Genomic DNA, 12618 nt, shown 5'->3' with positions numbered 1-12618 from the left:
ACCCCCAACGGAGGAATCCTCGCGCTTTACCGCGGGGAGGATGTCAATCACGGTCGAGCTCACGCTGGAGTTGACTGACCGTACGGACCTGTGAGAAGCCGGGTTCGTCGATCGTCCAGCGACTCGGTGGGGAGTTCTCACTGTAGGTTTTCTCGACGCGGGGCTGCCCGTCGCTGGGGTGGTTGAGTGCGCCAAGCACCTCGTGGGCGATCGCCTGCGTCCGGACCACCCAGATCGCTTCGTCGGGGTCGACGGCCGCCATCTTGTCGAAGTCCGCGGGGACCGCTTCAGCAAGATCGTTGTTCGAGCGCTCGGCTTCGAGGCTGACGACGATGCGCCCATCTGCATCCAGGCCAACGGCATCGAAGCGCCCCTCTCCATCCGGCACGTCGTAGTACGACTGCGCTTCGACGACAGGGGAATCCGTGTCGTCGACGAACGCCTGCTCGATGTATCGGCGGCCGAGCTCGACGAGGACGGTGTGGTAACTGGATTCGGCCACGTCACCCTTCCCGTGGCCGTGGGTATCGCCTTCGCGGTGGGGTTCATGGAGTAGCTTTCGACCCTCGTGGGTGACCGTGTAGAGCTGGTGGACGTAGTCGCCATCATTCCGGAGCAATCCAGCATCGATGAGTTCGGTGATGGCCGCATCAGCCACGCCTGTGTACGCCTGCAAGAGGTCCATACTGTCGCGGAGGAGATCGTATTCCAGCGGATCGAATCGACCGTGCTGTGCGTTGTATACTGCCTGCAAGAACAGGAGTTGCTGCGTGGAATACCCGCTATCCAGCCGCTCGTTGGGCGTGAGCGTGAGCGAGAGTTCACAGATCGGAATCGAGTCTCTGTCCACGGCTTCCAGATCGTGACAGCAGCTAATCGCGCGTCGCATCCCGTCGATAGCGGCATCGTAGCGAGCGCCACAGGCTCCACAGACGAGCGCGTGTGCCTGTTCGTCGTACGCGACGCACGCTGGAAGTCGGTCGGTGTACGACAGCACAGAGTCGGCGCTGGTGGACTTCCGGGCCTGTTCTGGAGTCTGTGGCTGTCGTGTGGATTTCCCCTCCAGCGATAGCCCATGTCTCTCTCGTGTCCGTTCCTCCACGGCGTCAACAAGCGCCTGGAAGGCCAGCTCGCGTGGCTCAGAGAGCGACTTGTCTCCTTCGAGGTGTCCCGGCGGTAACGGGAGCGATTGCATGACGAACGGCTGTGGACGCGGCTCACCGAACGGTGCGGCGAGCGAGGTGAGCCACTCGCCGCGGGAGAGCGCTCGAAGCCGATTGCCGACTTCTTCGGCGGGCATCGCCTCGGTCGCCAACCGTTGCTGGAGATGGGTATCGACGGCGACGTTCCCCGTGACGATGGAGCCGACGTTGTTCATCACCTCGTCGTAGGTCCGGGGGGCTTGCTCGCGCAGTTGGGCGGGGAACTGCATGGCGAGCGTGACTGAGAGAGTGAATCCCCGGGATTGCGCGAGCAGGTCTGTGAGGAGCTCGGAAACGGCGAGACTCGCGGCCTCCTCGAGATAGAGATTGACCAGCGGTGGATTCTCATCCATCTGTTTCCGTCGCTGGAGCGCCGTCCAAAGCTTCGAGAGCACGACGAGTGTGAGCGCGCGCTGGCTCTGTGGCCGAAGTCCGCCCAGATCAAAGATGACGACGGCGTTCTCATCGAGGATGTCGCGGAGGTCGAACGCCGGCGTGTCTTCGCTCGGGATGTGATTGAAGACTCGGCCGAGACGCTCATCGAGCGGGATCTTTTCGATGCGGTTGGCGACGCCCTGCATGATCGCATCAAAGGCGCGCTTGTCGTTCTCCGTGACGCCAGTCAGCATTCCCCTCAAATCATCGTCGGTCACCTGTGGCGGGGTCTTCGACTCTCGCAGTTGCCGCGTCGCTCGCTGGAGGTCGCGGTGGGTGTACGCATCCGCCCCGTACTCCGGGTCAAACAGGGCTTTCACGAGATACCGGATCACGTCGGGTGAGCGGACGGCACTCTCGAAGTTCTCTTCGGACATCACCCCCCGGAGAACCTCGATATAGTGGTCGACGACGTCCTGGACGGCTGTGGTTCTGGAGACCCCGTCGGTGAGCTGGTCGCGGATATCGAAAAAGGAGAACGCGGGAAGGGTTTCGGCACAGTCGAAGTAGTAGACGTTCTCGAGGGTGCCGTACTCGGCGAAATGGGCTCTGAGATACTCGGTCGGCATGCCGTCGCCCTTCGGGGCGATGAGGATATCCGCGCCATCCGTCGCAGCGTGATTCTGGAGGATGGCGTTCTCGAGGGCGGTCGTCTTCCCGGAGCCGGTCTTCCCGAACCAGGCGACGTGCATCGGTTGGAGGCTGGGTGGGAGGGCGACGGGCGTCTCGTGTGCCGTGCCGTCCTGGGCCAGCGGCCTCCCGAGCGGGAGGCCCGTCTCGTAGTAGGCGAGTTTGTCGTCGTCCGGAGGCGTGATGCCCGTGCGTTCGGCGGGAATCGACCGGAGACTGCGGCGAGCCGCGTCTGTGAGTGACGCCCCATCGAGGAGACAGAAATGGGGAACGGTCGTCGAGTCGGCGACGATCCGCGGGGAGTTGTTCGGGGCGAGCGGGAACTTGCGTGTGAGCGTCCGTGTGAGTGAGGTGCCGTCTTTGACGGTGCGATTTTCAATCGCTTCGTTGAGGGCGTCGGCATCACTATCGAGCGTGGCCCGTACGTCGTAGAAGTCGCCACCGATGGCGTTGAACGTCGAGGCGAGATCACGGAGCGTGGTCTCCGCGTCGGGGCCGTCTGCGAGGAGCCGTGCATTGATATCGAAGCTGTTCCGGCTGGATTTCGCGAGGATAGCGTCGATTCTCGTGCCGGGGATGCTCCCCGAGTCGCCGCGGCGGTGTGCAGACCGGCGTGGGGAGTGGCGTTCTTCGTCGTCCTCTATCGACCCGAAAATCGATTTGAACAGCCGTTGGCCGACCGTGTCTCGGTTCTGGTCGAGTCGCCGGATGCGGTACTCGGCGTCGCCACTCCAATCCAGTTTCGGTGTGAGGAGTGCCTGATAGACGACGGTGCTGTTCGTGGTGGCCATTCCTTGGACGACCGATTCGAGCGGGAGATTCGGTGCGGCCTCGACGCGAGCGGTGTCGTGTTGTTCCGGGGCATCCGCGAGCGATGGCGGGCGGAGTCTCGTTTGCCAGTCCTGTGCTCGCTCGCCAATGCCGTGGAACTCTGCGGCTGTGGGGGCGTCGAGTTCGGGTAGTGGGTTGTCCTCGACGTCATCGATGCGATAGCTATCGGGTGTGAGCCGATTGAGGATTCGAAAGAGCGTGCCGGAGGCTCTTGGTGTAGTGCCGAAGTAGTAGGCAACCTCCTCATTCCCTGCGTCGCTCACGAGAAGACACTCGATCGGTGTATCGAGTGCTCGGTGGAGTTGCTCGAACTGCCCCGTGATGCGGTCGGCCGGAAGTGACTCCTCACTCGGCCGAACGCGAAGATACGCGAAATCCGCGGCCATTATACGTTGCTTTCTAAAGCTCACTAATGAGTTAGCCGGTTCGACTAACGGTTGGCGCTGTCAGTTACCCACGACTGAAGTCGTGGGCTTCCTCCTTGCATCTGTGTGACTCCTTCGAAAGCCACAGAAAGAATTTTGTTATCTCGATTCTGGACTCGGCGAACATGCTACTGTACGCCAGCCTGTCTCACATCTCCTCGAAGGTTCCCCCCTGTTCACCACGACCGTGCTCCAGATGGAGGTCGTTCACGATGCCTCTAGATGAGTTCGTCATCTTGCACCAGATTGCTGCAATCACGAGTGCGGTTCGGAACGTGACGAAAGCCCCCGGATGCTCGACTCGATGCGGGCACTGCGCTCCTCGCATGCTGCGGTGCTCAGTGCTCCGCGTCTTCGTCGAGCACCCGGCCCCTTTCAGTCCCGCCCTGGTGGACTGGTCGGCATCGTGTCGGGTTCGGGTTTCTCTGGTGTGTCGTCACGGCCCGCCCCGCTCGCCGCTACCGCCCTCCGCGTCGCTCGCGACCGACCATTCCGGGCATGCGGGCGCTCTCCACACCGCGAGCGCCCGTTCCGGGCTAAAGTGAATCTGGTCTCGACGCCAGCATTAAGCGCGTTTTCGGTTGCGCCCCTCGCGGGCTTTCGCGTTCCAGCGCTTTGGGCCGTTCCGCGCGGCGAGCCACACTACAGCTCGCCGTGCTCACGACCGTCGCCCTGGACACGGACCCGCAGTCCGGGCCGGACACGAGAAACGGCTTAAAGCTGGCCGCTCGCTCCGGGCGGGTCGCTGTCGCACTCACTGCGTTCGTGCGACAATCCCTGCCTCGCTGCGCTCGGCAGGACGGCGCGCGTGGCTGGTTGGGTTCCTTCCTGCGATGCGCTCTCGCTCGCGCCCTGGGGGCGCTCGCGAAGGCGCGAGCGAGAGCGCGTAGTGGTGACTGGTCGGTCGATGTCTGTGGAAACCCCCGTGCTGGAACACGGGGAGTCGGACGCTCAGTAAGCGCCTTCAGGTTGGAATAACCCATGTCGAATTGGAACATTCTTCGAGAAAAAGGTTCGGTCGAATCGGACGATGAACAGTACGCGGTCGATAAGAGCTCGGAGCTGCGTCCCACGGTGGAGTTGCGGTCGCAGGCGAAGATCGATTCGGAGGCGATTGCGAAGGTGGACGGGACGGGTGAGCACCCATACGGGATGACGCTCGAAGCGCAGGAAAAGTGGGAGGCGCGTGAAGCGGAGAAGGCACGAACGCGTGAACGGCGAAAGACGCAGTCGTCGGTGCGTGAGTGGGGGAGTCGGGTGAGCGTGGCGCGTGGACGGAAGCAGGCGCGGCGTGCGTTCGAAGAGCGGGCGGCGAGCGTCGATTCGTGGCAAGCTCCGGGTCGGGGCGACCCACGGGAGATGTTGGAGCGCGACGAGTTGGCGGCGATAAATCAGCAAGCGCGACACATTGCTTCGAAGGTGCGAGATAGCAGTAGTCCGGCGGCTGTGAGCAGGCGGTTGGCCGAACGGGTCGCAGATGGGGATTCACTGTTGAGCGCGTCAGTGGCCGTCATGGAAGCGGAGCAACGGCGGTGGGGGTCGATCGTGCCGATCGGGCTGTTGGAGGAGCTCTCGCGTCGGGAGGTCTCGATTCAGGGCGAAGTAACGCGGCTGTTCGAAGCGTCGTCGCCGGCGATTCAACAAGTCGGGCTCATCGAGGACGAGACGGGCACGACGAAGTTCACGGTCTGGCGGGCGTCGCGATGTACAGTGGTCGAGGCGGGCGACGAGGTGCGAATGCGGGATGTGGCCAAGAACTGGTACGGCGGGCGCGTGTCAGTGGCTTTGACGGGTGAGTCGAGAATCGTCTTCCCGGAGCGAGCGTAGCCGGGGTCGTTTTCTTCTTTTTATGAGCCACCTCTCCACGCCCTCCTCCCCACCCTCCGCTCCGTGCTCGCTGGCGCTGTGCGCGCAGCCACGACCTGTCGGTGTCAACAAACTGACTGCCGATAGTGGCAACTATCGTACCTTGAATAATCATACTTCAGGGTATGAGTAAACGGAGTATTATGTGGGAGCCATTGTCGACCCTGTTCGCACCCTCAGCCGCACTCGGAGCAGTGACAGAATGCCTGAAGGTCGTGGTCGAATGAGACGATGTGGGAATGGATCTGGCTCGCCACAGAATGCATCCGCTTGGCCTGCGTCTTGGTCGTGACAGTTGTCCCGTAGTAGTGCCTTGTCCGCCGAGTGTCGTAGAGCCCGTGAAGCGACTCGATCGTCGCGTCTTCCAGCGGGACCTGTCCCTTCGCGAACTCGTAGGGAGACTGGTGATTGCGGAGTTCATGCGGGTCTGTTCCTGCGACTGCAATGAGATATCCTTGGAACGTGTGTTCAATCACGATGAACGACTGCTCGAGAATTGCGCCGTAGTAGTCGCCAGCGTTATCAAGCACTGTGGATACTTCGAGGAGGCGGCAGGCTTTCTGTATCTGCACTTCGCCTTCGCTAGCGTCGGGGGAGGCATTTAGTCCGGGTTCGAACGTCGGACGGCCATCCGCGTGACCGAAGGCGTCCTCTGCCGCCGCAATCTCATCCAGCAGCTCGGTGGGATCACTCATGATTGAGAACCTCCATCTTGACTCGTTCGAGCGTTTCCGACGAGCGGAGCGTGATTCCGCCCCCGAACAGTTGTTCGGCGTCGACTCTGTCCGCTTGGTTGATGATGGATTGCGGGGTTTCGACGATGATTTCGAAGCGATATCGTTGTGCTGAAGACCAGTTCCAGCCGTCGCTCTCGAGCGTGTCTCTAATTTGGCTCCAACCGCTTTCGAAATCCGCGTTCAACGCATCGGTGACGGCGACTGAAGGCGGTATCTGGAGGCTATCGAGTTGCTTCGAGAGTTTGTTCGCGGCGTGCCGTTGCTGCATCTGATCCCCCCCGACGAGGACCCAGAGATCGATATCTGATTGCCGGTCGGCATCGCCTCGGGCGACGCTCCCGAACAGAACGATGCCTAGCACATCTTCGAGTTCGTCTTCGATGTAGTGCTGTGCGATCCGGACCGGGGTGTGGAACTCCGTTTGTGGAATGCTTCGAATGGGATCAGTGGGCTTGTGGAGCAGCGATCTATTGATGTGCACCCGTCGGGCGTTTCCCTTGTGGAACGTTTCGATGAGCTCGTTGGCTTCGAGGACGTCTATGGCTTCACGGGTCGCGCGTTCGCTGTGGGGTGTCACTCGTGAGAGTTGTCTGATCGAGACGTTGATGTCGGGATTGTCACTGAGGAAGTTGAGAATATAGGCAGTGGAGCTGTGCTTGAACAGGGAGCCGTCCCGTATCGGAAGCGGAATGGCAAGCCCACCTCCATCGAGCCGAGGAACTTTTTGTGGCTCTGAACTATTACTCTGCATACGGCACCTTAGTTCTCTTTAATATTTATACTTTTAGTACTATGGGGGCTGTAGACTGCCCGGCATTGTCTAGTTAGGCTAATTTGAGAAGCGAGCAGTTCGTAGACCTAGTGCTTTGCTCGACCTAGAACTGCTCACAGAGTCGTTGGAAACGGCGAATTATGAATGTTGGCAGCGGGAGCGAACGGCGACGCCCGTCAAGGCGTTCGCCGTTCGACTCCACGCTGCCGGTTTGTCGTTAGAGAGATAGAAGCTATTCTCCGACTTCTCGGCGTAGAACGCTCGTTTCAAGCGATTTTTTAGTGGGTACATCGGCTGGCTGACAGTGTTTCCGACCCGCCGACGTTCGGGAGAGCAATGCTCTCCCGCAGCCCATCAGAACGCGAAGCGTTCTGAGGACGGCGCAGCCGAGGCGGGTCGCGGTCGACGAGACTGCTGTCAAGATCAATGGTGAATGGTCTTGGTTGTATGCTGCAATAGACCTCGACACGAAAGTGATTCTTGATGTCGCGCTGTTCAAGCGTCACGGAACCGATCTCGCGGCTGCGTTTCTCCACGGGTTCTGCGAGAAACACGACTGTTCAGATACGGTGTTTCTGGCCGATGCGTTCGGTTATCGGACTGCATTCTTTCGATTAGGTGTGAACGGTCGGGTCAACTACACCGAGCGAAACCTCATCGAAAAGTGGTTTCACACGTTCAAAATGAGGGTCGACCGTTTCCACAACTCGTGGGTGGGAAGTCCGCTGAGCGTCCGCCAGTGGCTTGCAGTGTTCGTTCATTACTATAATTTTCAGCGACCGCATAATCGCTCGACGGACGAACGCCGGTCGAGGAGGTGCTAAACTAGACAGTGCCAGCCAGAGGAAACACTTACACTCCGGTCAGGACATCGTTATTATCCTCTACATCTCTCGTGTGAATATATGGCAACATTAACCACTGTGGGTGTATCGGCCCTGATTGGAGTACTTATTGGGTATTCCTTCAACGAGATGTTCGGCGGGAGACGCAGCTCGATCGGTGTTCACCGGAGCGACGGGCGACTGCTGCCATTCTGGCCAGGAGTAGTTTTCTTCTCAGTGATCACTATCATTGTAGCGCTGAGTACAACCGCAATTTCCGCAATGATCACAGATGCTTTCTCCGGACTCGGGGGGTTCATTCTTGCATGGTTAGGGGTAGCCTTCTTCCTAGCATTGGGAAGCTATTCGAGATAACTCGGCTTCGGTCCCTCGGTCGGAATGTGGAGAGTCACGGAAAGGGGTAGTAATCCATTGTATTAGCATACACCCCAGTTGCGACTAGTTGGTCGCACAGAGAGTTTATTGGCCCCTAACGGGCGAGGGGCGCACCAGAAAGCGTGCCTCGATTTCAAATGGGCCATCGAGCACTCATCGCGTACGAACGGCAGAACGGACGATTCAACTTGCATTATTCCCACTGGGGAGCGTGTCAACTCCGACTGAAACACCGGGTTGCGGAGGCAACTCCCTTCGGTGGTGAAGTGCCCTCGCAGTGGGCACGGGAGGTCTTCGATGCCCTGGCAGCCGGTGAAGCCATCGAGGATCTCTCGTATCGGTACAATCTGGCGGGTGATATCTTGACTGACGTCGAGCCGGTCCCACGGGCAACGGACGTGACGTTCGAGGAGGCGATTACGGAGCACCTGGATTTCCTGCAGCACGAGGCGTTCTACACGGTCTGCCACGAGTTCGAGGTGACGGCGTTTCGGACGCTCTGGCTGGGGTTGGAGTACGATTCAGAGCGCATCGCCGACAGTCCCACGGTCGGGCATGGCGTCCTGCAGCAGGTTCGCTGGCACGATGGGCAGCCAGTCGGGGATGGCTACATCCAGGGGCAGTTCGCGGGCGTGAAACGCGTCGTGGGGGACATGATCGATAGGGGCGCCTTCGACCTCGACGAAGCACTCGAATACGTGCGCGAACAGACGCGCGGCGGTCGGTGACCTGACCACGATTCGGGTTCGACGCCAGCGGTAGCCACCTCTGGGAGATTTTGTTTGCGCCTCGACGGGCGAGGCGCGTCCCCACGTGCCCGAGCAACGTGCCAGATCATGTCCTTACCAAACTCGACGTATCGAATCGATTCTTGAAACGAGCGCAGTACGAGGCGTTCTCCTTTACTGTCCTAGACGAAGGCGTTCTTGTCCGCAACGGGAGCCATGCGAATCCCGATGAACACGAATATCTCGTCACGGTCGCTGACGGCGTTCCCAGCCACTGCAGTTGTCCGGCCGACAACCACTACTCGCCAGCGTGCAAGCACCGATTGGCCGTGGCGATTCGTACTCCGGTGCTTGCAGCTGCACAGCAACTGGACGCTCCACAGGCAATCGCGGACGGTGGCACGGAAGCCGTCGACGCGTCCCCTCCTGAGGATGAGGAGGACCGGCCGGAGTGGTGTGCCTGCCCGGAGCTTTGCGATGACTTCCCGTGTTGGGAGTGTTTTCATCGAGGGCTGAAGCCGCTCCCCAAGGACTGACCGCAGGTCCGAGGCCCACCGTACGTCCAGCAGGGGCGCTCGGTTCGTTTTATAACCCCCTGACGGGTGCGAGGGTTGTAACCGGGAGCGTGACTGTTGTCTCAGTGTCGTGTGACGGAGGGCACACACCACGCTTCCGGTGAGAGTCCGTGGTGAGAGACGTGGCCAGAAACACCGTCTACGTTCGTATTCGGTGCTCAGCGCGACGCAGAACGCAGCAAGCTGTCGATATCATCGAGCGTGAACAGCGACCACGACTCGGAGAGGTCGTCTTCGAGCCCCTCGACGAAGCCAGATTTCGAGAACAGGGCATAGCGCACTTCTCGGTCGCCAGGCCCCCACCGGACATGCGCTGTCGTCTCTCGTAGACGCTCGACGAGCGCCGCTCCGACAGGCTCCGACGTCCACTTACACTCGGCGAGCAGGAGTCGGTCGTCGTTCGGCGCGAGGCCGACGATATCGACCTCGTGTTCTCGATACCACCACCGACCGACCGCGGAGTAGGGTGGAACGTCGCCGCGTCGGATGGCCTCCCAGACGGCCTCCTGACACACGTCTTCGAAGGTCGTCGCGACGTGGGTCGGGAGATCGGGCGCGATCGTCCCGTCGTACACGATATTCGGGGCCTCCTCGATACTGGAGCGGTTCGGCTCGATATACCGAAACCAGAACCGTAGGAACTCATCTGCGATTCGGTACTGTGACCGCTTCGACTTCTTTTGAGAGGCAGTTACGGGCACCTCACGCTCGATCAGTCGGAGTCGCCGAAGCGTCTGTAGGTATTTCGAGAGCGGGCCCGAGTCGATCGCCGTCGCGCCGGCCACCTCGTTTGGCGTCGTGTGTCCCAGGGCGATCGCTTCCAGGATGCTCATGTACCGAGCAGGGTTCCGGAGTTCGGTGCGAAGCAAGAACTCCGGCTCGTTGTACAGGACCGCTGTCGGTGACAGAAGTCGCGATCGTACGTTCTCCCTGAGTGATCGGTCGTAGTCGAACAGCGTGAGGTACATCGGTGTCCCACCAGTGACTGCATACGACCGAATCGCATCCGCAATATCGTACTCGATGATCTCACGTGCCTGCTTGAACGAGAACGGCTGCACGTCGAGCTGTGCCGTTCGACGGCCATACAAGGGACTCTCGTGGCCCAAGACCTCCGATTCCATCGTACTCACGCTCGACCCGCATAGCACCAACATCGAATCAGTCTCGTGGAGGTGCTCATCGACGAACTCCTGCATGTAGGATGGAACCGAATCGTTCTCCTCGACCAGATAGGGAAACTCGTCGATGACGACGACTAGATCTTCAGTGGCGAGTTTCTCACCGAGATACTGGAAGGCGTCGTCCCACCCATCGATGCGGGGAACTCTGTCGTCGAAGTGGTCTGCAATGCGGTCGATGAACTTCTCGCGCTGGCGGTGCTCTGCTTCCTGCGCCGCGAGGAAATAGACGTGCGGTACGTCAGTACAGAACTCCTTGAGCAGCTCCGTCTTGCCGACACGACGGCGACCGTAGACGACGATGAAGTCCGAGCCTGGGGACTCGACCCCGGACGTGAGTGTCTCGAGTTCGTCCACACGGTTGTAGAAGGTCATACTCTAAATAATCATTATCGCAATAATGACTTATGGCTTCCGGCGGTCGACGAGTAAAATCCCTCCATCATCTTTCTACAAGCAGGAAACCCTGCCCCTTGGGGCGGGGAGGAATGCGACACTTAGCCATCTGTCCAACTACTGCGTTCCGTCGGTGTCGAGCGCGCGGTAGCCTTCGAGAAGGAGGCCTTTCCACGTGTACCCGCGCCGCTCTTTGAACTCGCTTAGTTCCTCGTACTGCTCCTCGTCTACTTTGATGTGGATGCTCTTTGGCATACATGAGTATCTTATCCCATAGTCTTATGTACCTTCGGGTTGTCCGTGGTACTGTCGGATGACCGCCACCGCCACGAAAACGCTCGAAGCCACGCTTGCGCCCCCGACGGCGCACAAAGAGCGTCGGCTTCAGCGGACCGTGGCGACCTACCGCCGTGCGCTCTCGGACGCGTTTGAGAGTGGTGCGGACACGCAGACGGCGGTCAACGATGTCGTCACCGGCTACACTCTCACGTCCTACGCGAAGGACGCGCTCAAGAACTACGTCCCGCAACTCCGCGACACGTACAACGCTTCGGAGTTGGACGACGACCACCCCGTTCGGTTCACGAACCGCGGGTGGAACTTCGACCACTCCGAGGACCGAACACATGAGTTCTGCTGGCGCGTTCCGCAGGCCGGGCGTGGCAACGCCTTCTGGATACCACTCCGCATCAACCCCGCCCAACACGACTTGTGGGCGGACTTGCTCGACGGCGACGTAACGGTCGGAGAGTTCCGACTGCAAGAGAACCGCACCAACTGGGTGCTTCACGTCACCGTCGAATACACGGTCGCGGAACCAGAGGAACCGGACGACCCGACGCCGGTCGGATTCGACATCGGTGAATCCAAACTCCTGACGGGCTGTGCCTGTCGGGACGGTACTCCTACCCAACCGTACATCTACGACGGCGGACGGGCGCGATACCTCCGCAAAGAGATGTTCACGACCTTCCGTCGTCTCCAAGCGCGCGACGCCGAGTGGCGCGTGGACGAACGATTCGACCACTACCAGAACGCCCTCACGGACATCGTGGAGAAGGCATCCCGCGAAGCCGTCGAGTACGCACGACAGTTCGAGAACCCGGTTATCGTTCTCGAAGACCTGTCGTACATCCGCGAACACCTCGACTACGGCAAGTGGATGAACCGTCGCCTCCACAATTGGGCGTTCGCACGTCTCACCGGACGCATCGAAGACAAAGCCCTCGAAGCGGGTATCCCGGTGCGGAAGGTCAACCCGGCGTACACGAGTCAGACGTGTCACGCCTGCGGCCATCTTGGTTCTCGAAGTTCGCAGGCGACGTTCCGATGCACGAACTCGGAGTGTTGGGTGACGGAGTACCAAGCGGACATCAACGCGGCGGCCAACATCGCCGGTCGCCTCAACCCGTGGGGAGAGAGCCTGTCGCTGAAACCGACGGGCGATGACTCGCCACGGGACGGGAGTGCTTGTGACAGCACCACAGGACACCGCACGCCGAGTCCGAAACCCGGACAGACGACGCTTGCGGCGTTTCAGTCCTGAAACCTCCCTCGACGCGAGGCTTCCCTTGTAGGAAGCCCCGCCCTTTAGGGCGGGCGAGGATGTCACTGCAATAC

Annotated in this window: 10 protein-coding genes and 1 pseudogene; 6 read left to right on the top strand and 5 right to left on the bottom strand. The window is 60.4% G+C overall.

All coding sequences use genetic code 11. From position 1 onward, the window contains the following. Positions 1-43 precede the first annotated feature (43 nt). The gene (locus ACQUQR_RS10350; RefSeq protein WP_435196400.1) at positions 44-3484 is read right to left on the bottom strand and encodes an ATP-binding protein; all 3441 of its coding nucleotides are present in this window, start codon (positions 3482-3484) and stop codon (positions 44-46) included. A gap of 1113 nt (positions 3485-4597) precedes the next feature. On the opposite strand from ACQUQR_RS10350, the gene ACQUQR_RS10345 reads away from it, so the two are divergent. Then, positions 4598-5350 (top strand): DNA-binding protein, encoded by a 753-nt coding sequence (locus ACQUQR_RS10345; protein ID WP_435196399.1) that lies wholly within the window; start codon positions 4598-4600, stop codon positions 5348-5350. Positions 5351-5565: 215 nt separating this feature from the next. Here ACQUQR_RS10345 and ACQUQR_RS10340 read toward each other — a convergent pair whose 3' ends face one another. After that, on the bottom strand, positions 5566-6084 hold the full coding sequence (locus tag ACQUQR_RS10340; RefSeq protein ID WP_435196398.1) for a hypothetical protein: 519 nt from the start codon (positions 6082-6084) through the stop codon (positions 5566-5568). After that, entirely contained in the window at positions 6077-6877 is an 801-nt protein-coding gene (locus ACQUQR_RS10335) for a nucleotidyltransferase domain-containing protein (protein WP_435196397.1), read from the bottom strand. The genes ACQUQR_RS10340 and ACQUQR_RS10335 overlap by 8 nt, the downstream gene beginning before the upstream one ends. 115 nt (positions 6878-6992) lie before the next feature. Here ACQUQR_RS10335 and ACQUQR_RS10330 point away from each other — a divergent pair. From ACQUQR_RS10330 to ACQUQR_RS10315, 4 genes and pseudogenes are all read left to right on the top strand, one after another. Then, positions 6993-7727: pseudogene (locus tag ACQUQR_RS10330) on the top strand (IS6 family transposase). Between the two features lie 76 nt (positions 7728-7803). After that, on the top strand, positions 7804-8097 hold the full coding sequence (locus tag ACQUQR_RS10325) for a hypothetical protein (protein ID WP_435196396.1): 294 nt from the start codon (positions 7804-7806) through the stop codon (positions 8095-8097). Between the two features lie 158 nt (positions 8098-8255). Continuing rightward, positions 8256-8846 carry a DUF6735 family protein gene (locus tag ACQUQR_RS10320; RefSeq protein WP_435196395.1) on the top strand — a complete coding sequence of 197 codons (591 nt, stop codon included), beginning with the start codon at positions 8256-8258 and terminating at the stop codon, positions 8844-8846. Between the two features lie 98 nt (positions 8847-8944). Then, positions 8945-9382, top strand: coding sequence for an SWIM zinc finger family protein (locus ACQUQR_RS10315; RefSeq protein WP_435196394.1), 438 nt, complete (start codon positions 8945-8947; stop codon positions 9380-9382). Between the two features lie 197 nt (positions 9383-9579). Here ACQUQR_RS10315 and ACQUQR_RS10310 read toward each other — a convergent pair whose 3' ends face one another. Continuing rightward, the gene (locus tag ACQUQR_RS10310) at positions 9580-10977 is read right to left on the bottom strand and encodes an ATP-binding protein (RefSeq protein WP_435196393.1); all 1398 of its coding nucleotides are present in this window, start codon (positions 10975-10977) and stop codon (positions 9580-9582) included. Between the two features lie 138 nt (positions 10978-11115). Further along, positions 11116-11253 (bottom strand): hypothetical protein, encoded by a 138-nt coding sequence (locus ACQUQR_RS10305; protein ID WP_435196392.1) that lies wholly within the window; start codon positions 11251-11253, stop codon positions 11116-11118. 58 nt (positions 11254-11311) lie between these two features. Between ACQUQR_RS10305 and ACQUQR_RS10300 the strand changes: the two genes are divergently transcribed. Continuing rightward, on the top strand, positions 11312-12544 hold the full coding sequence (locus ACQUQR_RS10300) for an RNA-guided endonuclease TnpB family protein (RefSeq protein WP_435196391.1): 1233 nt from the start codon (positions 11312-11314) through the stop codon (positions 12542-12544). Positions 12545-12618 lie beyond the last annotated feature (74 nt).

It is taken from the genome of Natronomonas sp. EA1, from assembly GCF_051195035.1.
Taxonomy (GTDB): Archaea; Halobacteriota; Halobacteria; order Halobacteriales; family Haloarculaceae; genus JBNTJV01.
Note: the sequence above shows the minus strand (reverse complement) of the source record. Positions and strands in the feature narration are given on the sequence as shown.